Consider the following 25,910-nt stretch of genomic DNA (forward strand, 5'->3'; position numbering starts at 1 on the left):
GCCGCACGGCCGGCGGGAGGCGTTACCTTGCGCAGATGGATCTGGCGTACCTACGGGCGCACCCGGAGCACCTGCCGACCTTCCTGACCCACCAGCGGATCCGGGAGACGCCGGTCGCCGGCGGCGACATCTGCGCGGCGTCGAGGCTCACGCTGGACGACGGGCACTCGGTCTTCGCCAAGAGCTGGCCGGAGAGCGCCGGCAGGCCCGCGCCCGAGGGCTTCTTCGCCGCCGAGGCGGCCGGTCTGCGCTGGCTCGGCGAGGCGGGCGCCGTGGCCGTACCGGAGGTGATCGTGGCGCTGCCCGGGCTGCTCGCGCTGGAGTGGGTCGACCCCGGCGAGCCGACGCCCGAGGCGGCCGAGCGGTTCGGCCGGGAGTTGGCGGGGCTGCACCGGGCCGGGGCGTCGGCCTTCGGCGCCGGGTGGACCGGGTTCATCGGGGCGCTGCCGGCGGACAACACGCCCGACCACGGCCCCTGGTCGGCCTGGTTCGCCCGGGCGCGGCTCACGCCGTACCTCCGGACGGCGGTCGACGGCGGCGCGCTCACCGGCAGCGAGGCCCGCCTGGTCGAGCAGGTCGTCGAGCGGATCGGCGAGTTCGGCGGGGACGAGCCGCCGGCGCGGATCCACGGGGACCTCTGGCCGGGCAACGTCCTCTGGGGCGCGGACGACCGGGTCTGGGTGGTCGACCCGGCGGCGCACGGCGGGCACCGCGAGACGGACCTGGCGCAGCTCGCGCTCTTCGGCGGCGCGCCGCACCTCGACCGGATCCGCTCCGCGTACGCCGAGCAGTGGCCGCTGGCCGACGGGTGGCGCGAGCGGGTGCCGCTGCACCAGCTGCACCTGATGCTGGTGCACGCCGCGCTGTTCGGCGGGGCGTACCGCGATGCGGTGGCCCGCACCGCCCGGTCGGCCCTGGCCGGGCTCGGGCGAGCTACCGTCGACGGGTGACCGCCGCCCCGCCGACCGACGGCGCCCTCGCCGACCGGTACGGCCGCGTCGCCCGGGACCTGCGGGTCTCCCTCACCGACAAGTGCAACCTGCGCTGCACCTACTGCATGCCGGCCGAAGGGCTGGCGTGGCTGCCCGGCCCGCAACTGCTCGGCGACGCCGAGGTCGTCCGGCTGGTCGGCGTCGCGGTGCGCCTGCTCGGCGTGACCGAGGTGCGGTTCACCGGTGGGGAGCCGCTGATCCGGCCCGGCCTGGTCGGCATCGTGGCCGCCGTGGCGGCGCTGGAGCCGCGTCCCCGGATCTCGCTGACCACCAACGGCATCGGGCTGGACCGGCTCGCCCCCGCGTTGCGCGCCGCCGGGTTGGACCGGGTGAACGTGTCGCTCGACACGCTGGACCCGGGGCGGTTCACGCGGCTGACCCGGCGCCCGCGCCTGGCGGACGTGCTGGCCGGGTTGGCCGGGGCGGCCGCCGCCGGCCTCACCCCCGTCAAGATCAACGCGGTGCTGATGCGCGGTGTAAACGACGACGAGGCCCCCGAGCTGCTCCGCTTCGCCCTCGCCCACGGCTACGAGCTGCGGTTCATCGAGCAGATGCCGCTGGACGCCCAGCACGGCTGGGACCGCGACAGCATGGTCACCGCCGACGGGATCCTGGCCTCCCTGCGCGGCACGTACGACCTGGCACCCGACCCGGCGGAGCGCGGCGCGGCACCGGCCGAGACCTGGCTGGTCGACGGCGGCCCCGCCCGGGTCGGCGTGATCGCCAGCGTCACCCGGCCCTTCTGCGGCGACTGCGACCGCACCCGGCTCACCGCCGACGGGCAGGTACGCGCGTGCCTCTTCGCCACCGAGGAGTCCGACCTGCGCGGCGCCCTGCGGGCCGGGGCCGACGACGACGAGCTGGCCCGGCGCTGGCGGGCCGCGATGTGGGGCAAACGGGCCGGGCACGGCATCGACGACCCGGCCTTCCTCCAGCCCGCCCGGCCGATGTCCGCGATCGGAGGCTGACCCGTGGCAGCATCGACACCCCCGGCCCGTGGTGCCGGGCAGGCGACCGGCTCCGGGCCGGCGGCTGACGCCGGAACGACGTTGACCGTCCGCTACTTCGCGGGGGCGCGGGCCGCCGCCGGCAGGTCCGAGGAGCCCGCATCCGCCGGCCGGTCCCTGGACGAAATCGTCGTGGAACTGACCGACCGGCACGGCGCGCGGCTCGCCGCCGTCCTGACGGTGGCGAGTTTCCTCGTCGACGGCGTGACCTGTCATGATCGGCGGGCACCGCTACCGGCCGGGGCCACGATCGACGTCCTGCCGCCCTTCGCGGGCGGCTGAGGGAGAGGCGCACACATGCTGGCGGCACTGGCGTTCGTCGCCACCATCGCACTGATCACCGGCCTGATCCACCTCTACCTGTGGAAGCGCCTGGTCCGGGACACCACCGTCCCCGGGCGCTGGCGGCGGATCGGCGGGGTCACCGCCCTGGTGCTCGCGCTGCTCGTACCGGCGACCATGGCCGGCACCCAGGCGGGCCTCTACTGGCTCGCGTGGCCGGGCTACCTCTGGCTCGCCATCATGTTCTATCTGCTCGTCCTGCTCGTGGCGCTGGAAGTGCCGATGGCGGTGGCGAAGCTCGTGCTGCGTCGCCGGGTCGCCGCCGCGGAGCCCACGGCCGCCGCGCCGGAGCCCGCCATGGTCCCCGCCGCGGAGCCCGCCGCGCCCGAGCCCGCCGTGGGGGTCGCGGCCGGCCCGCCGACGGCCGGCGCCGTCGGGCAGCCCGACCACGACCCGGCCCGCCGGCTGCTGCTGACCCGTGGCGCGGCGATCTTCGCCGGGCTCACCGCCACCGGCCTGACCGGGTACGGCATCCGCACCGCCCTCGGCCCGCCGCAGCTCGACCGGGTGCAGATCCCGCTCGCCAAGCTCCCCCGGAGCATGGACGGCCTGCGGATCGCCACCGTCTCCGACATCCACCTCGGCCCGCTGCGGGGACGCGCGCACACCGAGCGGATCGTCGCCGCGATCAACCGCCTCGACGCCGACATCGTCGCCGTCGTCGGCGACCTGGTCGACGGCTCGGTCGCCGAACTGGGCGAGGCCGCCGAGCCGCTGCGCGGCCTGCGCTCCCGGCACGGCAGCTACTTCGTCACCGGCAACCACGAGTACTACTCGGGGGTCGAGGAGTGGGTCCAGGAGCTGGACCGGCTCGGCCTGCGGGTCATGCAGAACGAGCGGACGGAGATCCAGGCCCGGGGCGGCGTGCTCGACCTGGCCGGGGTCAACGACGTCACCGCCTCCGGCACCGGCCTGGCGGCCCCGGCGGACTACGCGGCGGCCCTCGGCGACCGCGACCCGAGCAGGCCGGTGGTGCTGCTCGCCCACCAGCCGGTCGCCGCCGTGGAGGCGGCGAAGTTCGGCGTCGACCTCCAGCTCTCCGGGCACACCCACGGCGGCCAGATGGTGCCGTTCAACCTGCTCGTGAAGCTCCAGCAGCCGGTGGTCTCCGGGCTCGGCGAGGTCGACGGCACCAAGGTCTACGTCACCAACGGCGCCGGATTCTGGGGCCCGCCGGTCCGCGTCGGCGCCGAACCACAGATCACCCTGGTGGAGCTGCGCTCCCGCTGAGCCCATAGCGCGGGCGGCCGGTGTTGTCCAGCACCGGATGCTCAGGTCACGGGTGTGCGTGGCGACAGGTGGGTATTGGCGCGGGCGTGACAGGATGCGGCGTGCCTCCGTTCAGTCCCGCACCCCCCGGCGGCCCTTCGCCGTTCGTCGCGGATCTGCACATCCACTCGAAGTACTCGCGCGCGTGCAGCCGTGACCTCACCCTGCCCAACCTCGGCTGGTGGGCGCGGCGCAAGGGCATCGGGGTGCTCGGCACCGGCGACTTCACCCACCCCGCCTGGTACGACCACCTCCGCGAGACGCTGCACCCGGCGGAGCCCGGCCTGCACCGGCTCAGCCCGGAGGCGGAGCGCGACATCGCCCGCCGGCTGCCGCCCCGCCTGGCGAGCGAGGCGGAGGCGAACCCGGTCCGGTTCATGCTCAGCGTGGAGATCTCCACGATCTACAAGCGAGACGACCGCACCCGCAAGGTGCACCACCTGATCTACCTGCCCGACCTGGACGCGGTGGCCCGGTTCAACACCGCGCTCGGGCGGATCGGCAACCTCGGCTCGGACGGCCGGCCCATCCTCGGTCTGGACTCCCGGGACCTGCTGGAGATCACGCTGGAGGCCAGCGCCGACGGCTACCTGGTGCCGGCGCACATCTGGACCCCGTGGTTCTCCGCGCTGGGCTCCAAGTCGGGCTTCGACGCGATCGCCGACTGCTACGCCGACCTCGCCGAGCACATCTTCGCGGTGGAGACCGGCCTCTCCTCCGACCCCGAGATGAACTGGCGCGTCGGCAGCCTGGACGGCTACCGGCTGGTCTCCAACTCGGACGCACACTCGCCGCCGGCGCTGGCCCGGGAGGCCACCGTCTTCGCCACCGCCCGCGACTACTTCGCCATCCGGGACGCGCTGCGTACCGGTGACGGGCTCGCCGGGACCATCGAGTTCTTCCCCGAGGAGGGCAAGTACCACGCGGACGGGCACCGCCTCTGCGGGGTCAACTGGTCGCCCGAGCAGACCCGGGCCGCCGGTGGCCGCTGCCCGGAGTGCGGCAAGCCGCTGACCGTCGGCGTACTCAGCCGGGTCGAGGAGCTGGCCGACCGGCCGTCGGGGCAGCGCCCCGCGCACGCCCGCGACGTCACCCACCTGGTGCCGCTGGCCGAGATCCTCGGCGAGCTGAACAAGGTGGGTGCCCGGTCCAAGAAGGTCGAAGGAAAACTCAACGAGCTGGTCGCGGCGCTCGGCCCGGAGCTGGAGATCCTCACCACCACGCCGCTCGACGAGATCGGCCGGGTCGGCGGGGAACTGCTCGCCGAGGGCATCGGCCGGCTGCGCCGGGGCGACGTGCGCCGGGTCCCCGGCTACGACGGCGAGTACGGCGTCATCACCCTCTTCGACCCGGCCGAGCTGGGCGGCAACGCGGGTGCGGCGCAGGAGACCCTCTTCGACGTACCCGTGCCGGCGCAGCGCACCCCGGCGGAGCCGGCGCCGAAGCCCCGCGCCAAGCGCCCGGCGGCGGCGAAGGCCGAGCCGAAGCGCAAGGCCGCGCCGCCCGCGCCGCCGCCCCCGATCGCGCCGACGCCCTCACCGCACGAGCCGTTCGAGCCGATGCTCGCCGGCATGGAGGAGGTCGGCACGGGCCTGCTGGACCGGCTGGACGCCATGCAGCGGGTGGCCGCCTCGGCGCCGGGCGGGCCGCTGCTCATCGTCGCCGGGCCGGGCACCGGCAAGACCCGGACGCTGACCCACCGGATCGCCTACCTCTGCGCGGAGCTGAACGTCTTCCCCGAGCAGTGCCTGGCGATCACCTTCACCCGGCGGGCCGCCGAGGAGCTGCGGCACCGCCTCGACGGGCTGCTCGGGCCGGTCGCCGAGGACGTCACCGTCGGCACCTTCCACTCGCTGGGTCTGACGATCCTGCGGGAGAACGCCGACGCCGTCGGCCTGCCGGCGGACTTCCGGATCGCCGACGACGCCCAGCGGGCGGAGGCCCGCGCCGAGGCGGGCGACGACGACGCGGCCTACGCGGCGCTGCTGCGCAAGCAGGACCTGGTGGACCTCGACGAGCTGCTGACCCTGCCGGTCGCGCTGCTGAAGGCCGACCGGAAGCTGGTGCAGCGGTACCGGGAGCGCTGGCGGTGGATCTTCGTCGACGAGTACCAGGACGTCGACGAGGTGCAGTACGAGCTGCTGCGCCTGCTCAGCCCCGCCGACGGCAACCTCTGCGCGATCGGCGACCCGGACCAGGCGATCTATTCCTTCCGGGGCGCCGACGTCGGCTACTTCCTGCGCTTCTCGCAGGACTTCACCGACGCCCGGCTGGTCCGGCTGAACCGCAACTACCGCTCGTCGGCGCCGATCCTGGCCGCCGCCGTACAGGCCATCGCGCCGTCGTCGCTGGTACGTGGCCGCCGGCTCGACCCGGCCCGGCTCGACCCGGAGGCCCCGCTGGTGGGTCGCTACCCGGCGGCGTCCGTCGCCGACGAGGCCGACTTCGTCGTACGCACCATCGACGAGCTGGTCGGCGGGCTGTCGCACCGGTCCCTCGACTCGGGGCGGATCGACGGCCGGTCCACCTCGCTCTCCTTCTCCGACATCGCGGTGCTCTACCGCACCGACGCGCAGGCCGCCCCGATCGTGGACGCGCTGGCACGGGCGAACATCCCGGTGCAGAAGCGCTCGCACGACCGGCTGCGGGACCGGCCCGGGGTGGCCGCCATCGCGCGCGAGCTGCGCCACGCGGACGGGCTCGACGGTTCGCTCGCCGCCCGCGTCCGGCTGGCCGGTCAGGTGCTGGCGGAGCGCTTCGCCGTGCCCACGCTGGACGGCGCCGGTGCCGTACGCCCGGAGGACGTCCGCTCGGCCGTCGACCTGCTCACCCCGCTGGCCCGCCGCTGCGGCGACGACCTGCCGCTGTTCCTCTCCCAGCTCGCCACCGGGGCGGAGGTGGACGCGCTCGACCCCCGCGCCGAGGCGGTCACTCTGCTCACCCTGCACGCCGCCAAGGGGCTGGAGTTCCCGGTGGTCTTCCTGGTCGGTGCCGAGGACGGCCTGCTCCCGCTGCGCTGGCCCGGCAGCACGCCCGACTCCGACGCGATCGCCGAGGAGCGGCGGCTCTTCTTCGTCGGGCTGACCCGGGCCCAGGACCGGCTCTACGTGACCCACGCCGCCCGCCGCAGCCGGCACGGCACGGAACGCGAGTGCGCCCCGTCGCCGTTCCTCGACGTCATCGACCCGGGCCTCTTCGAACGCTTCGGCGAGACCGAGCCCCGCCGCCCCCGCGACCGCCAGCTCCGCCTCATCTGATCCCGCCGGCTCCACCGCCCCGCCTGACGCGCGACACAGCGTCCGGCGGTCAGGGCGCGGCCGGCCAGGCGCGGGGTGGGCCTGCCCGTGCGGCCTAACTGTCGATGCGGCGTACGCGGTCAGCGCGGCTCAGGCGGTGAGGGCGGCCAGCCAGGCGCCGGTGAGCAGGGCCGGGCCGAGCGGAAGCGGCGTGTCGCGGCGCACCCTGCCTGCGGCCAGCAGGACGAGCACCACCACACCGTGGAGCAGGTGCGGCAGGAGCAGCCCGAGCGCCAGGGTCGGCCCGCCGAGCCAACCGAGCGGCAGGCCGAGGACGGCAGCGAGTTTCACGTCGCCGAAGCCCAGCCGGGAACCGGGCAGCAACGCCAGCAGCACGTGGCAGGCGAAGCAGAGCACGGCCCCGGCCATGGCGCCGAGCAGGTGCCCGGGGTTGCCGGACGTTGCCGCCACGCCGGCCAGGCCGCCGGCGGCGACCAGCCCGGCGGTGCCCACCAGCGGGTCGGGCAGCCGCAGGCAGGCCAGGTCGACCAGGGCGAGCACCTGCCCGACGGCCGCCAGCGCGAGGAGGACCGGCAGGGCGGGGTCGGCCCCCAGGGTCGCGGCGAGCCCGGCGAACACCAGGGCTCCCGCGGACGCGCCCCACGCGGCCTCGACGACGCGTACGACGGACGGCCCGGCATCCCCGTCTCGCACCACGGCTGGCGCCTTGTCCGCGTCTCGCGCCACGGCTGGCGTGTCCTCCGCGTGCGGAACCGTGCCCGGCACTGTCCCGGTGCCGGCGGCGTGATCTCGGGCCGGATCTCGTTCGCGCGACGCGGGCGGGGCGGTGAAGTGACGGGCGGCCCGGGGCGCGGCGAGGCCGCTCAGGGCACCGAGCAGCGCCACGCATGCCAGCAGCCCGGTCGACACGGGCGGACGCTACCGGCGCGACGGCTCCGGCGCGGTACCCCGGGCGGGACGTCGCGGTCTCTCGGTGCTCACCACGAGGGCCACGCCGGCGAGGATGACCGCGCCGCCGAGCACCACCCGCGCGGTGACCGGCTCGGCGACGAACAACGCGCCGAGCGTCACCGCGACCACCGGGTTGACGTACGCGTACGTGGAGGCCAGCGAGATCGGGGCGTTGTGCAGCAGCCAGACGTACGCGGTGAAGGCCACCAGCGAGCCGGCCACCGTCAGGTACGCGAGCGCGAGCCACGACCGGGTGGTCACGGCGCCCAGGTCGAAGCCGCGCAACTCGCCACGGCCCACGGCGAGGACGGCGAGTGCGACCGCCCCGGCGAGCATCTCGTAGACGGTGGCGACGAACGGGTCGGCGGGCATCCGGATGCGCCCGGAGATGAAGGAGCCGATCGACCAGCAGGTGGCCGCGGCGACCACGGTCAGCGCCCCGGTGAGCGGTACGGCGCCCGCCCCTCCGGTCGGCAGCACCAACAGCACCAGGCCGACGAAGCCCACCGTCACCCCGGCCAGCGTCCACGACCGGGGGCGGTCGCCGGTGACCGTACGCAGCAGCACCACCAGCAGCGGAACGGTGGCCACCAGCAGCGCGGCGATCCCGGAGGGCACCGCGACTCCCGCCGGACCGGACTGGGCGAGCACCACGAGCCCGTTGCCGCAGGCCAGCAGGAGCACCCCGACCAGTGCCGTCGAGGCGAGCTGCCGCCGGTCGACCCGCAGCGCGCCGCGCCCCCGCCGCACCCGCAGCACGATCGCCAGCACCAGGGCGGCGGCGGCGAACCGGGCAGCCGCCGATGTGAGCGGCGGCATGGACTCCACGGCGATCCGGATGCCCAGATAGGTGGAGCCCCAGAGGACATAGACCAGCAGCAACGCGGTCCAGAGCAGTGCCGGCCCGGCGGCAGCCGTACGACCCGCCCCGGCGACCGGTCCGGTTCCGGTCCCGGCCGCGGTCGGCGGCGGTGCGCTCGGTGGAGGTGGGCTCATCGGTGGACACGCTACGGTGACGGGGGCGTCGGCGTCCCTCGTTGGTGGCCGGCCTCTCACCACTCGCACGGGAGGCGTGCATGGCGAACTACGGACCACCGGGTCACGGGGACCCGGACCCGTGGCACGGGCGGCGCCCCGATCAGCCGTACGGCCCGTCGGACGGGTCCTGGCCGGACGCCTGGGGTGACCCGTACGCGGGAGGTCCCGGCCCGCCCCCGCAGCGCCGACGCGGACGGGCGGCCCCGGTCGTCGCGGTGCTCGCCACGGTGGTGCTGCTGGTCCTGGTCGGCGGGGCAGCGGTGCTCTACCTGCTCGACCAGGACGACGAGACGCCCGTCGCCACGCCGACCGGATCCGCGCCCGTGGCGAAGGCCGACCCGTCGGACGCGCCGGCCAGCGCGACGGCCCCCGCACCGATCACGCCCGCCCCCGACTCCTCGGCCGACCCGCGCTTCGTCAAGGCCGGCCAGTGCGTCCGTAACGACGGCCCGGCCGGTGGCAAGCCCAAGCTGCTGATCAGCGACTGCGCCCCGCAGACGTACGAGGTGCTGCGCCGGATCGACGGCGCGACCAGCGGCGAGAAGGACGCGGCGGCGAAGTGCGCCAAGGTTGACGGCTACACCAACTGGTACTTCTTCGACAGCGAGCTGGACACCCTCGACTTCGTGCTCTGCCTGAAGCAGCGCTAGGCCAGCGCGCTGCGCCGCAGCGCTGAGCCGCAGCGTCCCCTGAGCGACCAACCCCTGAACCACCGCGCCCCTGGGCGACCGCACCCCTGAGGAAGAGATGACGACCTACGGATCACCCGCGCAGCCGGACGACCCCTACCAGCGCCAGCCCGGCACTCCGGGCGGCCCGCCCCCCATCGACCCGACGCTGCCCGAGTGGGGCCAGCCGCCGGCCGCCGGCCAGTGGGGCCAGCAGTCCGGGGGCGAACCGCAGTGGGGTCAGCCGCCGTCCCGTGGTGAAGCGCCGGCCGCCCCGCAGTGGGGCCAGCCGGACCCGATGTGGAACCAGTCCCCGCCGCCGCCGGCCCAGGATCCGGGCTACCCTCCGCCGAGTTCCGGAGCCGGCTACCCGCCGCCCACGTCGGGGGCCGGCTACCCGCCGCCGCCCACGTCCGGGGCCGGCTACCCGCCGCCGCCGACCTCCGGGGCCGGGGCCGGGTACCCGCCGGCCGGGGTCCACGGAAGCTACCCGCCGGCCGGGCCGGGGCCCGCGCCGACGCCCGGCGGCCAGTGGGGTGCCCCGCCGCCGCCGTTGCCGGGCGGGTACGGGATGCCCCCGGCCGCCCCGCCGGCCAAAGGCGGCGGCGGCAAGATCGCGCTGGTCATCGGCCTGGTGGTGGTGCTCCTGCTCTGCCCGTGCCTCGGCCTCGCCGGCTGGGCGTTCTGGCAGTCCGACGACGAGGACCCGATCGCGACCCCGACGATGAGTGCTCCCGCCAAGCCGACGGTCGAGCCGACCACCGAGCCGACGGACGAGCCCACCCCGGCACCCACCTCCGCCCGTCCGAGCCCCACCAGGGCCGAGTTCGCCAAGGGCGACTGCGTGGTCAACGACGGTACGGCCAGCGACGCCGAGCTGCGGAAGGTGCCCTGCGGCCCCAACACGTACGAGGTGCTGCTGCGGATCCCCGGTACGGCGAACGGCAACCTCTGCAAGACCCGGGCTCCGGAGGCGACCGCGAACTACACGCACAACAACTCGCTGGACTTCCTCGACTACGTGCTCTGCCTGAAGAAGCGCTGATTGCCGAAACTAGGGCTGTCTAGCATCCACGCTAGACAGCCCTAGTTTTGCGTCGAGACTCCTCCCGAGGGCCCGACACGCCGGTTGCCCCCTCTACGCATGTCTAGTCCCGCAGCTAGACGGCCCGATACTGTGCGATGCGTGGATCCGGTCCGCAACCCGTACGCGCCGGGCGCCGGCCAGCGTCCCCCCGAACTCGCCGGGCGGGGGCGCGAGCTGGACGTCTTCGACGTCGTGCTGGAGCGCATCGCCCGGGGCCGGCCCGAACGCAGCCTGATGCTCACCGGCCTGCGCGGGGTCGGCAAGACCGTGCTGCTCAACACCCTCCGCTCCCAGGCGATCAACCACCTCTGGGGCAGCGGAAAGATCGAGGCGCGCCCGGACCAGTCGCTGCGTCGCCCGATCGCCGCCGCGCTGCACATGGCCGTCCGGGAGCTGGCACCCCGGCACCGCGCGCCCGACCGGATCGACGCCTTCCTCGGCGTACTCAAGGCGTTCGCCCAGCGGACCGCGCCGACCGGTCGCGGCAACGCCGCCCCGAAGCTGCGCGACCGGTGGCAGCCCGGTATCGACGTGCCCGCCGCCAGCGGCCGCGCCGACTCCGGCGACATCGAGATCGACCTGGTGGAGCTGCTCACCGACGCCGCGGCGGTGGCCGCCGACGTCGGCACCGGCATCGCGGTCTTCATCGACGAGATGCAGGACCTCGGCCCGGAGGACGTCTCCGCGCTCTGCGCCGCCTGCCACGAGCTGTCCCAGCTCGGCGCGCCGCTGATCGTGGTCGGCGCCGGGCTGCCGCACCTGCCGGCCGTGCTCAGCGCGGCCAAGTCGTACTCCGAGCGGCTCTTCCGTTACCAGCGCATCGACCGGCTCGACCGGATCGCCGCCGACCAGGCGCTCTGCGCGCCGGCCGAGCGCGAGGAGGTCGAGTACGAGCAGAAGGCGCTCGACCTGCTCTACGAGAAGTCCGGCGGCTATCCCTACTTCGTCCAGGCGTACGGGAAGGCGACCTGGGACCACGCGCCCCGCTCGCCGATCACCGCCGCCGACGTACGGGTCGCCGCGCCCGAGGCCGAGGCCGAGCTGGCGGTGGGCTTCTTCGGCTCCCGCTTCGAACGGGCCACCCCCGCCGAGCGCGAATACATGCGGGCCATGGCCACCCTGTCCCTGGTGGAGGGCGAGACCGACGGCGGGGGCCGCGACGACATGGACGCCGCCGTACCGACGGCGGAGATCGCCCGGTCCCTGGGGCGCAAGCCGGCCAGCCTCTCCCCGGCCCGGGACGCGCTGATCAAGAAGGGCCTGATCTACTCCGGGGAACGCGGCACGGTCGCCTTCACCGTCCCCCACTTCGGCCGCTACCTGCGTACCCAACCGGCCTGACCGGCCACCACGGGCCGCGACGGGCGCACACCCGATGAGCGCGGCGCGGGACGGCCGGGTCCGGCGCGGCGCGGGCTTCGCGCGTGGGATCAGGCCGGCGTCAGACCTTGGACCAGGGCGGTGGGAAGATCACCTCACCGCGCGGCGGTGGCCCCTCGCCGCTCGTGGACGGCGGCAGCACCAGCGCCTGCCACGGGTCGCCCAGGCCCGACCAGGGACTGCTCAGGCCCAACCGGTCGGCCCGCCCGAAGCCGAACCGGTGGTAGTAGGCCGGGTCACCCAGCACCACCACCAGCCGTTCGCCCAGCTCGGTGGCCGCCTCGACGGCGGCCTGCACCACCGCCGCGCCCAGCCCGATCCGCCGCCGGTGCGGCGCGACCGCCACCGGGCCGAGCGCCAGGGCCGGCGCGGTGTGGTCGTCGGACTTCACCCGCACCCTGGAGAGCAGGGCGTAACCGACGACCTCGCCGCCGTACTCGGCGACCATCGCCAGCTCCGGCAGCCAGGCGTCGCTGCCGCGCAACTCCTCGACCAGCCCGACCTCGGGCGGCGTGGCCACGTCGGGGCGGGCGAACGCGGCGGCCAGCACCCGCCGGACCGCGCCGATGTCGGCCGGGTCCTCGGGTCGCAGCCGCAGCGTCGTCACGCGGGGCACGTTACCCCTCACTGGCGGTCCATCAGCGACGGTCGCTCGGATCGGCGTGGCGTGGCGTGCACCGCCGCCGATCCGGATCGGCGGTTGCGGGGGTAGCCGGGCCGGCGACGGGGTATGACTGACCCATGAAACCCGTACGTTCCCTCGCCCGCGCCATGCTGAGCGGCATCTTCGTGGTCAGCGGGTTCACGAATCTCCGCAACCCCGGGCAGCTCGTCCCGGCCGCGAAGCCCGTGACGGACCGGGTGACGCCGCTGTTGGAGAAGGCCGACCCCCGCATCCCGACCGACACCGAGACGCTGATCCGCATCAACGCGGCGGTGCAGGTGGGCGCCGGGCTGATGCTCGCCACCGGTCGGTTCGCCCGGCCTGCGGCGCTCGTCCTCGCCGGCACGCTGGTCCCGGTGACCCTCGCCGGGCATCCCTTCTGGAACAACGACGACCCGGCGGCGCGGCGCGCCAACCAGGTCCACTTCCTGAAGAACCTCGGCCTCTTCGGCGGGCTGCTGCTCGCCGCCGCGGACACCGGCGGCAGGCCGGGACTGCGCTGGCGGACCGGACACCGGATCGGCCACTCCCGACGTTCCGTGCAGCGAGCCGTCCGTACCGCCCGCAGGGAGGCCCGGATCGCCGTACGATCAGCAGCGACGGCCCGACGACTGCCCGGCTGACCTGCGTCGATACCTTCCCCCGGCCGACCCCTCACGCGTCAACACCGCGAATCACCTGAACCACCCGACAGGCGTTAACGCGGTGGAAATGTCAAAAACTTGTGTGGGATCGGACACGGTCGCATAACGCGGGAGGCATTAACGTGAGGCGCCGTTCTAGGCTCCGTGCAGGACCTGGACGGGTAGGACGACCTTGGTACGGGGGTGGCCACGCCATGCCGGCGACCGTCGGAAGACGGGTGGACCGCCTCGCCCCAGTCCGTCGCGTAACGCGTGGGATCGATCGTAGGACAGTCGTACGGGCTGGCATCGTGGCCGCCGTCGCCTATGCCGCATGGCTCGCCATCGGTGCCTTCGGGCGGCCGTACAACTTCTTCGACATGAAGATCTACCACGGCGCGGTGGTGTGGTGGGCGAGCGGTCACGAGCTCTACGAGTTCATCGCACCCGGCACCACCCTGGGCTTCACCTACCCGCCGTTCGGCGGCCTGGTGATGCTGCCGATGGCGCACCTGCCGGTCGAGCTGGCCGGGATGGTCAACGCCCTCGCGAGCATCGCCGCCCTGGCCATCGTGCTGGCCGGGCTGCTCCGCCCGATCGTCGACCGGCTCGGCTGGCCCCTGTGGTTCACCGTGGGGATCGCGACGCCGCTGGCGGTCGCCGTCGAGCCGGCCCGGGAGACCCTCGGCTACGGCCAGGTGAACCTGCTCCTCTTCGCGCTGATCATGGCCGACCTGATCGGCCTCCGCTGGCGGTCCCGCCGGGGCACCCACATCGCGCCCAGCGACGGCCTGCTGCTGCGCTTCGTCTACAGCGGCGCCTGGGCCGGCGTCGGCATCGGCCTGGCCACCGCGGTCAAGCTCACCCCGGCGCTGTTCATCGCCTACCTGGTCATCACCCGACAGTGGCGGGCCGCGACCACCGCGATCGGCACCGCGATCGCCGTGACGGTCGGTTCCTTCGCGGTCGTCGGCACGGAGTCCCGGGCCTACTTCGGCGGCGTACTCTGGCAGACCGAGCGGGTCGGGGCCGCCGACATGACGCCCAACCAGTCGTTGGCGGGGCTGCTGGCCCGGCTGTACGACTCGATCGAGACGCCCGGCCTGCTCTGGCTGGCGTTCTCGGTGCTGATGCTGGCGCTCGGCCTCTCCCGGGCCGTCAACGCCCGCGCCGACGGCGACGAGCTGACCGCGTTCACGCTGGTCGGTCTCACCGCCAACGTGATCAGCCCGATCTCCTGGACGCACCACCTGGTCTGGGTGATCCCCGCGATCATCGTGCTGGCCGACGCGGCCGTACGCCGTCGCGACGCCAGCCGCGGGCCGGCGCTGCGAACCGGCCAGGGCGGGTACGGCGGACCGCCGGGGGTGACCGGGCTGCGCTCGCCGATCTGGTACCCGACGTTGACCGGGCTCCGGCACGGCGGCGCCGCGATCGGGCTCTACCTGCTCTTCCTGATCTCCCCGATCTGGCCGTACGAGCACCAGCTCCCCGAGGTGTCGCACTACCAGGACGGCCTCTTCGGCGCCCTGATGGAGAACTCGCTGGCGCTGGCCCTGATCCTGCTGGTCGCCGCGCTGCCGTGGCGCCCCGGCGCCGAGCCGGCCTTCTACGCCGACCGGTTCGGCCGCCAGGCCATGACGGGCGTCCGCCGCTGACGGGGTGGAGCCGAGCCGCCCCGCTCAGGGGCAGTTCACCCACTCCTCGGTGCCGTCGGCGAAGACCTGCCGCTTCCAGATCGGCAGCCGCGCCTTGGCCTCGTCGACCAGCCGCGCGCAGGCCGCGAACGCGGCGGCCCGGTGGGCGGTGCTGACGGCCGCCACCAGGGCCACGTCGCCGATGGCGAGGGGACCGACCCGGTGCGACACCGCGACCGCGTACACGTCGGGATCGGCGGCGATCTCGACCGCGACCTCGCGCAGGATCCGCCCGGCGCTCGGGTGGCCCTCGTACTCCAGGCTGGTCACCGCGCGACCGTGGTCGTGGTCGCGGACCACCCCCTGGAACGAGACCACCGCGCCGGCCCGGCGGTCCGCGACCGCCGCCTCGTGCGCGGCGAGGTCGAGCGGGCGGTCGGTGACCTCGCCGAACGTCCTCGGGCGACGGTCCGCCGCGTCGGTGGTCGGCGCGGTCACCACGCACGCTCCCCCGGCAGCAGCGGCAGCGGTACGACCGGCACCCGGTCGCCGGGCTCGCCGGAGCTGCCGGGTCGGATGACGGCGAACCCGTCGGCGCCGGCCAGCCCGCGCAGCATCGCGGAGCCGACGTGCCGAACGGGGTGCGCGGTGCCGGCGACCCGGTCCACCCGTACCAGCGCCAGATGGGTGTACGCGCCCCGCCCGCGTACCGGCTCGGCGAGCGTGGCGTGCGGCAGCACCGGCATCGAACGGCCCGTCAGGCCGGCCAGCAGCGGGGCGACCAGCGAGACCAGGGCGACGATGGCGGACTGCGGGTTGCCGGGCAGCCCGGCGACGAACCGGACCCGGCCGTCGGCGTCGGCCAGCCGCGCCAGCAGCATCGGAAACCCGGGGCGCACCGCCACCGTGTTGACCACGTAGTCGGCACCGAGCGCCTCCAGCGTCGGATGCAGGTGGTCGACCGGTCCGTGCATCGTGCCGCCGGTGGTGCACACCAGGTCGGCGGTGCCCAGCGCGGCGCGCAGCGCCGCCACGTGCGCGGGGAGGGTGTCCGCCACCGGTCCCACCACGTCCGAGGGGCGCACCAGGCAGCCGTAGCGGCGCAACCAGGCCGGCACCGCCGGCCCGAGCGCGTCGCGTACCCGGCCGGCGCCGGGCGGGCCGGCGGTCAGCAGCTCGTCGCCGAAGACCAGCAGCGCGGCGCGGGGCTGCCGTCGCACCAGCAGACGGTCGTGCCCGCAGGAGGCGGCCAGGCCGATCAGCGCCGGATCCACCGGGGTGCCGGCGGCGACGAGTTCCTCCCCGGCGTACGCCTCCTCGCCCGGCTCGCGCCACTCCGGCGCCGGGCGCGGCGTGCCGTCGACCAGCCCCTCCGGCGTACGGCGGGACTCCTCCACCCGCAGCACGGCCGTGGTGCCCTCCGGCACCATCGCGCCGGTGGCGATCTCGACGGTCGTCCCGTCGTCGGTCAGCGGGGCGGGGGTGCCGCCCGCCAGCACCCGCCCGACCGGCCGCCACGGCCCGGCGCCCCGCACCGCCCAGCCGTCGACGCTGGAGGTGGGGAAGGCGGGCAGGTCCGTACGGGTGGTCAGCGGCTCGGCGAGGGTGTGCCCGTCGATCTCGGCGAGCGGCCGGCTGACGGCGGTGAGCGCGGCGGCCAGACCGACGGCGTACACCCGGGACCGGGCCTCCTCCCAGCCGGCGGGCGGGGGCGCGCTGACCGGCTCGGCGGCCGGTGCGGTTTCCGTGCTCACCGGCCGAGCCTAACGGTGCGGTACGCCGGTCGCGCCGTCAGCGGCCCCGCGCCCACCGGTCGGTCCGCCCGCACCCACCGGTCGGTCCGTCCGCGTCCGTCGTCAGTGGTCGCCGCCGCGGAGCTGGTCGACGGCGTGGGCGAGGATCGGCGCGAGCACGGCGAGGCCGTCCCTGGCTCCGCCGGTCGAACCGGGCAGGTTGACCACCAGCATCCGGCCGACCACGCCGGCGAGCCCCCGGGAGAGCGCGGCGGCGGGCACCTTGTCGCGGCTGTGCGCCCGGATCGCCTCGGCGATGCCGGGGACCTCGTGGTCGAGCAGCGCCCGGGTCACCTCGGGCGTACGGTCCGACGGGTTGATCCCCGTGCCGCCGCTGGTCAGCACGACGTCGATCCCGTCGGCCAGGGCGGCGCGCAGCGCCTCCCCCACGGGCTCGCCGTCGGGCACCACCACCGGCCCGTCCACCTCGCAGCCGAGGTCGCGCAGGCCGGCGACGAGCAGGGGGCCGCTGGTGTCCGCGTACACCCCGGCGGCGGCCCGGTTGGACGCCACCACCACGCGGGCCCGGATCACGGCCGCTCCTCCGGCCGGACCCACAAGCCGGTCTTGCCGCCCTCCTTGCGCAGCACCCGGACCGCGTCGACGCTGGCCGCCGGGTCGACCGCCTTGACCATGTCGACCAGCGCCAGCCCGGCGACGGCCACCGCCGTCAGCGCCTCCATCTCCACGCCGGTGCGGTCCGCCGTCCGCGCGGTGGCGGTGATCTCGACGGTGTCGTCGGTGAGCGCCAGGTCGACCGTGACGCCGTGCAGGGCGATGGGGTGGCAGAGCGGGATCAGGTCGGGGGTGCGCTTCGCGCCCATGATGCCGGCGAGGCGGCCGACCGCCAGCGCGTCGCCCTTGGGCAGCCCGTCGCGGCGCAGCAGCTCGACGACCTCGGACGTGGTGCGGAGCCGGCCGGCGGCGACGGCCAGGCGGCCGGTGACCGCCTTCGCGGAGACGTCGACCATGCGGGCCGCGCCCGCCGGATCGACGTGGGTGAGCTGCGCGGGATCGGTCACGGTCGCGAGCCTATCTTTCCGGTACGCCACGCTGTCGTGAATTGGACGCAAGTAGGAACGCGTTTCGGCCCGCCGCCCCACGAACCGTTTCCATCCCGCTTCCGGGTGTGACGCGATAGCGGTCCCCGTACGGCGGTGGACCGGGATGCCGTGCCGCAACGGTGTGCCGGCATAGGCTCTCCGCCGCCCCGGAAAGCGATCATCACCATCGAGGGGAATTGGCCCGGCGACCGGCCGGCCGGAGCGACAGGGAGCAAGGTACGGAGTGCATCTTGCCGCGTCATTTCCGTGACGTCGCCGGGTTCGCCCGCGCGTCGTCGGCGCTCACGGAACCGGTTGGCGGATCGCGCGTACCGGCGCGGAAGCGGTGGACCCGGCCACTCGGCGGGCCCGGGTCGCGCCCCACGGCCCCGGTGCCGAAGCTGTCGGCCGTGCAAACTGCACCGTCGTGTCCGATACCCACGCGGCCATCGACGGTTCATTATCTAGCGTTAACGGAAGACGACAGAAACACAGCACTGAGTTCCCACGCAGAAGCAGAAAGTCACGTCACGGGGCACGGTTCTCATCCATTGCCCATAGTCACATATATCCCTCCATAATTGCCCGAACCGCACTTAGGCTGTCGGCGGCGCGGAACACCGCCGCGCAAGGGCCAACGCGAAACCGGGGAGGGTAGCGATGTCGGCACACGAGTGGAACTGAGCATTGTGGCTGGCGCGTGACCGCGGGTAATCTTGGCCTGCTTAGCAAGGGAGAGCAGTCGGGGCGCGGTGACACGACCGGACGTGGGCAAGACAGAGGCCGAGCGGCGGCTGACGCTGCACGTCGGCCTCGTCTGCGTTGTGGCGGCCTTCGCGGCCGCCCTGTGTCTCCGCGAGTTGACCAAGCTCGACTGGTCCCGCAACCACCTCACCCTCTCGGTCACTCTGATCTGTCTCGCCCTCCTCGCGATGACGATCAAGTGGCGGATCCGGATCCGTGCGACGGTGCACGCGATCTCCTGGAGCGAGACGGCGATCATCCTGAGCCTGGCGGTCGCACCGACCCCGCTGGTGATCCTGGCCACCGGCATCGGCGTGGCGATCGCCCAGTACCTCGCCAAGCTCCCGCCGTTGAAGGCCGCCTTCGGAGTGGCCAAGACCATGCTGCTCGCGGTGGGCGGCGGGGCGGCCCTGCACGCGGCCGGCGCGTCTCCACCGGTCGACGACCTCTGGCCGGCCCTCGGCCCGCTCGCGCTCGCCTACGCCGTCACGGTGGTCCTCGACGAACTGCTGACCCTCCCGGTCATCGCACTCGCCACCGGCACCCGGCTCCGGCGACTCTTCCGCGACGACCTCGGACTGCGGCTGACGAGCGCGCTGGCGCGTTTCGTCCTCATCGTCACCACGCTGTTCATCCTCCACGCGGACGCCCGGCTCCTGCTGGCGGTGCCGCCCCTCGTACTCAGCCTCCACCTGCTCTACTCCAACCGCGTCAAGGCCCGCACCGAACAGCAGGCGTGGCAGCGCCTGGCCCGCACCACCGACGCGCTCAACGTGGTCGACCTGGACAAGGTCCTCACCACCGCGGTCACCCAGGCCGCCGAACTGTTCTCCGCCGACGAGGTGGAGATCGAACTGCGCGACGGCGGCCGGACCGTGCGCGGTGGCGCGGTCGCCATCACCCACGACGGGCCGGCCGGCGAGCCGACCTCCGTCGACGGCACCGTGATCCCCGCCGCGCTCGAAGGGCACGACCGCACCGTCGACGTGGGCGTACTGCGACTGCGCTTCCGCGGGCCCGTGCAGCTCTCCGAGCGGGAGGAGTACACGCTGCGCACCTTCGCCTCGGCGCTCTGCACCGCCGTACGCAACGCGCAGGCGTACGCCGAACTGGCCCGGGTCGCCGACGAACACGCGTACGCCGCCACCCACGACGCCCTGACCGGGCTGGCCAACCGCCGGCACCTGCTCGACCAGGGCAGCGAACACCTCAACACCCGGCACGCCGACGGAGTGACCGCGCTGGTCCTGATCGACCTCAACCACTTCAAGGAGGTCAACGACACGCTCGGGCACGCCGCCGGGGACCAGGTGCTGATACAGGTCGCCGAGCGGCTACGCGACGCCGCCCAGGACGGCGACCTGGTGGCCCGGCTCGGCGGCGACGAGTTCGCCGTACTCCTGCGGGGTCTGCCGGCCCCGGCGGTGGCCGCGCACCGCGCGGAGAGCCTGCTCGCCGCGCTGCACGAGCCCTTCGACCTGGACGGCATGCGGATCAGCGTCGAGGCGAGCGGCGGAATCGCCGCCGCACCCGCCACCGGAGGCATGCCCGAACTGCTGCGCCGCGCCGACGTGGCGATGTACCAGGCCAAACGGGCCGGCCAGCGCATCTCGACGTACGCCCCGACCCGGGACACCGCCGACCTCGGCCGGCTCACCCTCGGCGGCGAACTGCCACGCGCCGTCGCCGACCACGAGTTCACCGTCAACTTCCAGCCCATCGTCGACCTCGGCAGCGGCCGGGTCACCGGCGCGGAGGCCCTCGCCCGCTGGCACCACCCCACCCACGGGATGATCGACCCGCTGCGCTTCCTGGAGGCCGTCGAACGCTCGGGCCTGCTCCCCGCCTTCGCCGAGGCGATCCTCGACCAGGCCCTGATCGCGGCGGGCAACTGGCGCGACGCCGGCTTCGACGTACCCGTCGCGGTCAACGTGTCGCCGCGCAGCCTCCTCGACGCCCGGTTCCCCGGCTCCGTGCTGGCCCGGCTACGCGCCCACGACCTGCCCCCCGACCGGCTGGTGCTGGAGCTGACCGAGACCCTCACCCTCAGCCAGCTCGACGTCGTCGACCGGGTGCTCAGCCGCCTGCGCGACGAGGGGGTACGGCTCGCCCTCGACGACTTCGGCACCGGCTACTCCTCCCTGTCGCTGCTCTCCCGCATCCCCGTGCACGAGCTGAAGATCGACCGCAGCTTCGTGACCGCCATGGAGAGCTCCGCCGAGGCCGCCGCCGTCATCCGCTCCACCCTCGACCTGGGTCGCAGCCTCGGGCTCGACGTGGTCGCCGAGGGCGTGGAGAGCGAACCCCAGCGCCGTGCCCTCTGGGAACTGGGCTGCACCGCCGGCCAGGGGCACCTCTTCGCCCGGCCCGTGCCCGCCGGCACGCTCCTCGCGACCTTCCGGCGCGGCTCCGGAGGCAGCCCCGGCACACTCGCGCCCCCGCTGCACGACGCGGGAGCCGTCATCCGGCTCGCCCCGGGCCGCCGCCAAGCCGGACGCGGGCGCAACGACCGCCACCTGCCCGCCTGACACGGCGACGCGCACCTGCTGCCAGACTGGCCGGCGTGACCGCCGCCCCGACCGCCCGCCGCCGCGGCTGGCAACGCCTCGACTCCGCCGCCGGCGGCCTCGCCCTCGACCTCACCCTCTACGCCGCCTCCGCGACCTTCGCCGCGGTCACCGCGGCCACGTCCACCCTGGTCCCGCACCGCGCCTGGGGCGCCGTCGCCGCCGTCGGGTACCTCCTCGCGGCCCTCGCCGCGACAGGTCAGCTCCTGCTCCGGCGGCGCGCCCCCGGATCACCGCTGACCGGGCTGCGGGCACGCTGGGCGGTCACCGGCTTCGCCTGGACCACCACCGCCCTGCTGCCCCTGGCCTGGCAGAGCATCCAACGCTCCGGCGGACGCACCGACCGGGCGCAGGAGGAGGTGCTCGTCGTCGAGGAGTCCGGCCGGCGGCTGGTCGACACCGGCACCCCCTACCTCGGGCACGACGCGATCGCCGCCCTGCCGCCCGGCGAACAACTGCTCGGCTACACCCCGTACCAGCCGGGAATGGCCCTGTTCGGGCTGCCCCGCGCCGCCGTCGACACCTGGCTGACCGACGCCCGCGTCTGGTTCGCCGTCGGCACCGCGCTGGCCCTCGCCCTGGCGGTCCGCGCCCTCACCCGCCGCACCGACCGGCCCACCGACCACCGCACCGGCGCCGCCGTGCTGCGCGGCGTACAGGCCGCCACCGTCCTCCCCGTCTGCGCCCTCACCCTGGCCACCGGCGGCGACGACCTGCCCGTACTCGCGCTCTGCCTGCTCGCCCTCGCCCTCGCCGCCACCGACCGGCCGGGTCGGGCCGGCCTCGCGGTCGGCCTGGCCGGGGCGCTGAAGCTCTTCGCGTGGCCGGTCGCCCTCGTACTGATCATCTGGGGTCTGACCCGGCGGGCCGGCCTGCGGGTCGCCGCCGGCGCGATCGGCCTGCCCGCCGCCGCGCTGCTGCCGGCCCTGCTCGTCGACCGCGACGCGCTGGTCGAGAACGTGCTCCGCTTCCCGCTCGGGCACGGCCTGGTCACCAGCCCCGCACAGTCGCCGTTCCCCGGCCACCTGATCGCCACCACCCTGCCCGCCGGCCGCGCCGTCGCCGCCGCGCTGCTCCTCGCCGCCGGGCTGGCCATCGCCGTCCGGCTCGCCCGCCGACCGCCCCGCACCGCCGTCACCGCCGCCCTGATCTGCGGGTACGGTCTGCTCGCCGCGATCCTGCTGATGCCCTCGACCCGCTTCGGCTACCTGCTCTACCCACTCGCCCTCCTGGCCTGGGCCCCCGCCCTGTGTCACCCCGGTTCCGGCATCTGGCGGGCGGAGGCCGGCGACACGGCGTAGACCTGAGGCATGACCACCTACCGCGACCGCGAAGAGGCGGGCCGGATCCTCGCCGAACGGCTCACCGCGCTCATCGGTGAACCCGACGTCATCGTGCTCGGGCTGGTACGCGGCGGTGTGCCCGTGGCCCGAGTGGTCGCCGAACGTCTCGGCGCACCTCTGGACGTGCTGGTCGTCCGCAAACTCGGCATGCCGGCAGCGCCCGAGGTGGCCTTCGGCGCGCTCGGCCCCGACGGCGTGCGGGTCCTCAACGACGTCGTGGCCAGCCGGCTCACGGAGGGCGACGTCGCCGAGGTCGTCCACCGCGAGCAGACCGAACTGGAGCGACGCGAGCGGCTCTACCGCGCCGGCCGGCCGCCGCTCGACCTGACCGGGCGCATCGCCCTGATCGTCGACGACGGACTGGCCACCGGGGCCAGCGCCCGCGCCGCCGTCCAGGTCGCCCGCCACCTCGGCGCCCGCCGGGTCGTGGTCGCCGTCCCGGTCGGCTCGCAGGAGGCGTACGAGATGCTGGCCGCCGAGGCCGACCAGGTCGTCTGCGCCCAGCATCCGCCCGAGTTCATGGCGGTGAGCGCCTACTACGAGGACTTCCACGAGGTGTCGGACTCCGAAGTCGCGGAAGCGCTGACAGCGACCGCATGACCGGACCGGGTACGGTCGGAGGATGAGCCTGACCTGTCCCAAGTGCCACGGAGAAATGCGCCAGTACGAGCGCAGCGGCGTCGTCATCGACCAGTGCGGCGAGTGCCGGGGAATCTTCCTCGACCGCGGCGAGCTGGAGAAGCTGTTCGAGGCGGAGGCCAACTGGAACCGCCAGCAGGCCCCGGCGGCCCCGGCGCAGCCCGCCCAGCAGCACGGTGGCCACCCCGGCCAGCCGAGCCACCAGCAGGGCGGTTACGCGCCTCCGCCGCCCCCGCCGCCGCCCGCCCCCGCCCCGCACCAGCCGGGCTACGGCGCCGTCCCGCCGCCGCCCCCGCCCGCGCACGGCTACCCGCCGGCCCCCGCCTACGGCCAGCAGCACTACGGCTACCACGGGCACTACAAGCGCAAGAAGCACAAGAGCTTCCTGGACGAGATGTTCGGCTGAGCCACTCCCGTCGACCGGGCCGGCGCCTCGACCGGCCCGGTCACCCGTGGTCGCACACCACCCGCCGCCACCGTTCGCCGTGCCGACCGGCGGTGGCCGTGCGACGCTGCCCTCCATGACGCCGCACACGCTGCACCACCCGCTGGCGCAGGCGTACGACGGGATCACCCGGGTCGTCGCGGACCTCGACGACGCCGACCTGCAACGGCCCACCCGGTGCCGGGGCTGGCTCGTCGCGGACCTGCTGTTCCACGTGCTCTGCGACGCCCAGCGGGCGCTGGTCGCGCTGGCCAGTCCCACCGACGGCCCGCCCGACGTGGACGACGTGAGCTACTGGCGCGGGTTCCCGCCCGACGGGGACGACGCGCGGCACGCCTGGTGGGCCCGCCGCTCCGCCGCCGCCTTCGACCGCCCCCACGGGATCGTCCGGCTCTGGGCCGACACCGCCCCCGCCGCCGTACGCGCCGCGAGCGTGGCCGATCCCGACGGCCACGTCACCACGCAGGGGCACGTGCTGCGGGTGCCGGACCTGCTCGCCACTCTCACCACCGAGGCCGTCGTGCACCACCTGGACCTGGTCCTCGACCTGCCGGGAGCACCCCTGCCCGGAGCGCTCGCGACCGGCGTCGCCGTGACCACCATGGACGGTCTGCTGAGTGACGACGCCGTACGACCGGCCGCGTGGAGCGACGCGGAGTACCTGCTCAAGGCCACCGGACGAATGCCGCTCACCGACCGCGACCAGCTCGAACTCGGCGAGGTCGCCGGCTGGTTCCCGCTGCTGGGCTGACCCGTTCCCGCGCTGCTGGCCGACCGGCGCGACCGGCCTCAGACGATGGCCATGTCCACGAAGCGCGACAGGTGGAGCTGCGCGGCCACCGTCACCGTGTCGGTCGGACCATTTCTGTGCTTGGCGACAATGAAATCCGCTTCCCCGGCCCGCGGCGATTCCTTGTCATAGTAGTCGTCGCGGTGCAAAAGGATGACAACGTCGGCATCCTGCTCGATCGAGCCAGATTCGCGCAAATCGGACAACTGCGGTCGCTTGTCGGTACGCTGCTCCGGGCCACGGTTCAGCTGACTCACCGCGATCACCGGACACTCGACCTCCTTGGCGAGCAGCTTCAGGCCACGGGACAGGTCCGCGACCTCCTGCTGCCGACTCTCGGTGCGCTTCGGGGAGGTCATCAGCTGGAGATAGTCGACCACGATCAGCTTGAGGTCGTGGCGCTGCTTGAGCCGGCGCGCCTTGGCCCGGATCTCCATCAGGTTCATGCTCGGCGTGTCGTCGACGAAGAGCGGGGCCTCGCTGATCTCTCCCATGCAGCGGGCGAGCTTGGTCCAGTCGTCGTCGGAGAGCTGGCCGCTACGCAGGACGTGCAGCGGCACCCGCGCCTCGGCCGACAGCAGCCGCATGACGATCTCGACCTTGCTCATTTCCAGCGAGAAGATCGCCGATGCCTGATTAGCCCGAATTGCAGCATTCCGCGCGAAATCCATACTTGCGGTCGATTTGCCCAAGCCAGGGCGTCCGGCGACGATCACAAGTTGCCCGGCGTGCAGGCCGTTGAGCAGGCGGTCCAGGTCGGTGAAGCCGGTGGGTACGCCGGTCATCACGCCGCCCTGGGCGCCCACGGCCTCGATCTCGTCCAGGGTCGGCTGGAGCATGTCGGCGAGCACGGCGAAGTCCTCGCTGACGCGCCGCTCCGTGACGTCGTAGACCGCCTGCTGGGCGAGGTCCACGATGTCGTCGACGTCGCGGCTGCCGCCCTGCCCCGTGCCGTAGCCGAGTTGCACGATCTTCGTGCCCGCCTCGACCAGACGCCGCAGGACCGCCCGCTCGCTGACGATGCGGGCGTAGTACGCCGCGTTCGCGGCGGTCGGCACGCTCGCGATCAGCGTGTGCAGGTAGGGGGCGCCGCCGATGCGGACGAGGTCACCGGAGTCGGCCAGGGCCGCCGCCACGGTGATGGAGTCGGCCGGCTCGCCCCGACCGTAGATCTCCAGGATGGTGTCGAAGATGGTGGCGTGCACCGGCCGGTAGAAGTCGTTGGTCTTGAGGATCTCGACGACGTCGGCGATGGCGTCCTTGGACAGCAGCATGCCGCCGAGGACGCACTGCTCGGCTGCGACGTCCTGCGGTGGGGTCTTGTCGAACTGGCCGTCGCGCTGCGGCGGCGGGGACGCCTGCCCCCCGCCCGATCGCGAGTCCGCCCGCATGTCGTCGGTGACCGACACGGGTTCCCCCTCCACAGCGTCGGATCCGGATTGAGCCCTACCACCAGGTACGACAACCTCGACCTGCCGGTCGATCGGGGGCATCGTACGGCCGGTCGGGGGCCAACCATACGGAACCCGAGGTCAGCCCCTCAAGCACGCCGGTGGACGAGCCTCGGGACAACCTGTGGACGCCGGTGGAGAACATGTGCGCAGGGTGTGCACAGCCTGTGGACAACGACT

Annotated in this window: 22 protein-coding genes and 1 pseudogene; 15 read left to right on the forward strand and 8 right to left on the reverse strand. The window is 74.2% G+C overall.

Annotated features, from left to right (window positions below):
* The first annotated feature begins 35 nt into the window (after positions 1-35).
* From ACGFIR_RS00735 to ACGFIR_RS00755, 5 genes are all read left to right on the forward strand, one after another.
* Positions 36-950, forward strand: coding sequence for a fructosamine kinase family protein (locus ACGFIR_RS00735; RefSeq protein ID WP_393142486.1), 915 nt, complete (start codon positions 36-38; stop codon positions 948-950).
* Positions 947-1,960 (forward strand): GTP 3',8-cyclase MoaA, encoded by a 1,014-nt coding sequence (gene moaA / locus ACGFIR_RS00740; RefSeq protein WP_393142488.1) that lies wholly within the window; start codon positions 947-949, stop codon positions 1,958-1,960. The genes ACGFIR_RS00735 and moaA overlap by 4 nt, the downstream gene beginning before the upstream one ends.
* A gap of 81 nt (positions 1,961-2,041) precedes the next feature.
* Positions 2,042-2,281 (forward strand): MoaD/ThiS family protein, encoded by a 240-nt coding sequence (locus tag ACGFIR_RS00745; protein WP_393143684.1) that lies wholly within the window; start codon positions 2,042-2,044, stop codon positions 2,279-2,281.
* 15 nt (positions 2,282-2,296) lie between these two features.
* On the forward strand, positions 2,297-3,571 hold the full coding sequence (locus ACGFIR_RS00750; RefSeq protein ID WP_393142490.1) for a metallophosphoesterase: 1,275 nt from the start codon (positions 2,297-2,299) through the stop codon (positions 3,569-3,571).
* 101 nt (positions 3,572-3,672) lie between these two features.
* The gene (locus ACGFIR_RS00755; protein ID WP_393142492.1) at positions 3,673-6,867 is read left to right on the forward strand and encodes a UvrD-helicase domain-containing protein; all 3,195 of its coding nucleotides are present in this window, start codon (positions 3,673-3,675) and stop codon (positions 6,865-6,867) included.
* A 129-nt stretch (positions 6,868-6,996) separates the two neighbouring features.
* On the opposite strand, the gene ACGFIR_RS00760 is transcribed toward ACGFIR_RS00755, so the two are convergent.
* Together ACGFIR_RS00760 and ACGFIR_RS00765 are read right to left on the reverse strand one after the other, a co-directional pair.
* Positions 6,997-7,776, reverse strand: coding sequence for a prepilin peptidase (locus tag ACGFIR_RS00760; RefSeq protein WP_393142494.1), 780 nt, complete (start codon positions 7,774-7,776; stop codon positions 6,997-6,999).
* Positions 7,777-7,785: 9 nt separating this feature from the next.
* A complete protein-coding gene (locus tag ACGFIR_RS00765) occupies positions 7,786-8,814 on the reverse strand; it encodes an EamA family transporter (RefSeq protein WP_393005263.1) in 1,029 nt (342 codons plus the stop codon).
* Positions 8,815-8,894: 80 nt separating this feature from the next.
* Here ACGFIR_RS00765 and ACGFIR_RS00770 point away from each other — a divergent pair, with 80 nt between their 5' ends.
* The 3 genes from ACGFIR_RS00770 (at position 8,895) to ACGFIR_RS00780 (ending at position 11,952) form a co-directional block, all read left to right on the forward strand.
* Entirely contained in the window at positions 8,895-9,506 is a 612-nt protein-coding gene (locus ACGFIR_RS00770) for a hypothetical protein (protein WP_393005261.1), read from the forward strand.
* Between the two features lie 97 nt (positions 9,507-9,603).
* On the forward strand, positions 9,604-10,569 hold the full coding sequence (locus tag ACGFIR_RS00775) for a hypothetical protein (protein ID WP_393142496.1): 966 nt from the start codon (positions 9,604-9,606) through the stop codon (positions 10,567-10,569).
* Positions 10,570-10,710: 141 nt separating this feature from the next.
* Positions 10,711-11,952 (forward strand): AAA family ATPase, encoded by a 1,242-nt coding sequence (locus ACGFIR_RS00780; protein ID WP_393005257.1) that lies wholly within the window; start codon positions 10,711-10,713, stop codon positions 11,950-11,952.
* Positions 11,953-12,052: 100 nt separating this feature from the next.
* Here ACGFIR_RS00780 and ACGFIR_RS00785 read toward each other — a convergent pair whose 3' ends face one another.
* Complete coding sequence (locus ACGFIR_RS00785; RefSeq protein WP_393005255.1) at positions 12,053-12,607, reverse strand: GNAT family N-acetyltransferase; 555 nt, start codon at positions 12,605-12,607, stop codon at positions 12,053-12,055.
* Between the two features lie 125 nt (positions 12,608-12,732).
* On the opposite strand from ACGFIR_RS00785, the gene ACGFIR_RS00790 reads away from it, so the two are divergent.
* Positions 12,733-13,278: a DoxX family protein gene (locus ACGFIR_RS00790; protein ID WP_393005253.1), complete on the forward strand. Its 546-nt coding sequence runs from the start codon at positions 12,733-12,735 to the stop codon at positions 13,276-13,278.
* A 215-nt stretch (positions 13,279-13,493) separates the two neighbouring features.
* Positions 13,494-14,936 carry a glycosyltransferase 87 family protein gene (locus ACGFIR_RS00795; protein WP_393005251.1) on the forward strand — a complete coding sequence of 481 codons (1,443 nt, stop codon included), beginning with the start codon at positions 13,494-13,496 and terminating at the stop codon, positions 14,934-14,936.
* 24 nt (positions 14,937-14,960) lie between these two features.
* On the opposite strand, the gene ACGFIR_RS00800 is transcribed toward ACGFIR_RS00795, so the two are convergent.
* The 4 genes from ACGFIR_RS00800 to moaC all read right to left on the reverse strand — a co-directional run bounded on the left by ACGFIR_RS00800 (position 14,961) and on the right by moaC (position 17,730).
* Positions 14,961-15,413 (reverse strand): molybdenum cofactor biosynthesis protein MoaE, encoded by a 453-nt coding sequence (locus ACGFIR_RS00800; protein ID WP_393142498.1) that lies wholly within the window; start codon positions 15,411-15,413, stop codon positions 14,961-14,963.
* Positions 15,410-16,669 carry a molybdopterin molybdotransferase MoeA gene (locus tag ACGFIR_RS00805; RefSeq protein WP_393142500.1) on the reverse strand — a complete coding sequence of 420 codons (1,260 nt, stop codon included), beginning with the start codon at positions 16,667-16,669 and terminating at the stop codon, positions 15,410-15,412. The genes ACGFIR_RS00800 and ACGFIR_RS00805 overlap by 4 nt, the downstream gene beginning before the upstream one ends.
* Before the next feature lie 102 nt (positions 16,670-16,771).
* A complete protein-coding gene (locus tag ACGFIR_RS00810; protein ID WP_393005245.1) occupies positions 16,772-17,242 on the reverse strand; it encodes a molybdenum cofactor biosynthesis protein B in 471 nt (156 codons plus the stop codon).
* Positions 17,239-17,730, reverse strand: coding sequence for a cyclic pyranopterin monophosphate synthase MoaC (gene moaC, locus ACGFIR_RS00815; protein ID WP_393005243.1), 492 nt, complete (start codon positions 17,728-17,730; stop codon positions 17,239-17,241). The genes ACGFIR_RS00810 and moaC overlap by 4 nt, the downstream gene beginning before the upstream one ends.
* A gap of 788 nt (positions 17,731-18,518) precedes the next feature.
* Between moaC and ACGFIR_RS00820 the strand changes: the two genes are divergently transcribed.
* The 5 genes and pseudogenes from ACGFIR_RS00820 (at position 18,519) to ACGFIR_RS00840 (ending at position 24,240) form a co-directional block, all read left to right on the forward strand.
* A complete protein-coding gene (locus ACGFIR_RS00820) occupies positions 18,519-21,023 on the forward strand; it encodes a putative bifunctional diguanylate cyclase/phosphodiesterase (RefSeq protein WP_393142502.1) in 2,505 nt (834 codons plus the stop codon).
* A gap of 35 nt (positions 21,024-21,058) precedes the next feature.
* Positions 21,059-22,443 (forward strand): annotated as a pseudogene (locus tag ACGFIR_RS00825) (glycosyltransferase 87 family protein).
* Positions 22,373-23,005: a phosphoribosyltransferase gene (locus ACGFIR_RS00830; RefSeq protein WP_393142504.1), complete on the forward strand. Its 633-nt coding sequence runs from the start codon at positions 22,373-22,375 to the stop codon at positions 23,003-23,005. The pseudogene ACGFIR_RS00825 and the gene ACGFIR_RS00830 overlap by 71 nt, the downstream one beginning before the upstream one ends.
* Before the next feature lie 22 nt (positions 23,006-23,027).
* On the forward strand, positions 23,028-23,450 hold the full coding sequence (locus ACGFIR_RS00835; protein ID WP_393005235.1) for a zf-TFIIB domain-containing protein: 423 nt from the start codon (positions 23,028-23,030) through the stop codon (positions 23,448-23,450).
* Positions 23,451-23,565: 115 nt separating this feature from the next.
* Entirely contained in the window at positions 23,566-24,240 is a 675-nt protein-coding gene (locus tag ACGFIR_RS00840) for a maleylpyruvate isomerase N-terminal domain-containing protein (RefSeq protein ID WP_393142506.1), read from the forward strand.
* A gap of 38 nt (positions 24,241-24,278) precedes the next feature.
* Here the strand turns inward: ACGFIR_RS00840 and dnaB are convergent, their stop codons facing one another.
* A complete protein-coding gene (dnaB, locus tag ACGFIR_RS00845; RefSeq protein WP_393143686.1) occupies positions 24,279-25,670 on the reverse strand; it encodes a replicative DNA helicase in 1,392 nt (463 codons plus the stop codon).
* Positions 25,671-25,910: the final 240 nt, after the last annotated feature.

Source organism: Micromonospora sp. NPDC049051, from assembly GCF_043197575.1.
Taxonomy (GTDB): Bacteria; Actinomycetota; Actinomycetes; order Mycobacteriales; family Micromonosporaceae; genus Micromonospora.

What these genes read in the sequence shown, in the direction of transcription:
- ACGFIR_RS00735 (WP_393142486.1), top strand. Translation starts at nt 36, where the DNA reads ATGGATCTGGCGTACCTACGGGCGCACCCGGAGCACCTGCCGACCTTC.
- ACGFIR_RS00750 (WP_393142490.1), top strand. Translation starts at nt 2,297, where the DNA reads ATGCTGGCGGCACTGGCGTTCGTCGCCACCATCGCACTGATCACCGGC.
- ACGFIR_RS00765 (WP_393005263.1), bottom strand. Translation starts at nt 8,814, where the DNA reads ATGAGCCCACCTCCACCGAGCGCACCGCCGCCGACCGCGGCCGGGACC.
- ACGFIR_RS00770 (WP_393005261.1), top strand. Translation starts at nt 8,895, where the DNA reads ATGGCGAACTACGGACCACCGGGTCACGGGGACCCGGACCCGTGGCAC.
- ACGFIR_RS00775 (WP_393142496.1), top strand. Translation starts at nt 9,604, where the DNA reads ATGACGACCTACGGATCACCCGCGCAGCCGGACGACCCCTACCAGCGC.
- ACGFIR_RS00790 (WP_393005253.1), top strand. Translation starts at nt 12,733, where the DNA reads ATGAAACCCGTACGTTCCCTCGCCCGCGCCATGCTGAGCGGCATCTTC.
- ACGFIR_RS00795 (WP_393005251.1), top strand. Translation starts at nt 13,494, where the DNA reads ATGCCGGCGACCGTCGGAAGACGGGTGGACCGCCTCGCCCCAGTCCGT.
- ACGFIR_RS00830 (WP_393142504.1), top strand. Translation starts at nt 22,373, where the DNA reads ATGACCACCTACCGCGACCGCGAAGAGGCGGGCCGGATCCTCGCCGAA.
- ACGFIR_RS00835 (WP_393005235.1), top strand. Translation starts at nt 23,028, where the DNA reads ATGAGCCTGACCTGTCCCAAGTGCCACGGAGAAATGCGCCAGTACGAG.
- ACGFIR_RS00840 (WP_393142506.1), top strand. Translation starts at nt 23,566, where the DNA reads ATGACGCCGCACACGCTGCACCACCCGCTGGCGCAGGCGTACGACGGG.
- dnaB (WP_393143686.1), bottom strand. Translation starts at nt 25,670, where the DNA reads ATGCGGGCGGACTCGCGATCGGGCGGGGGGCAGGCGTCCCCGCCGCCG.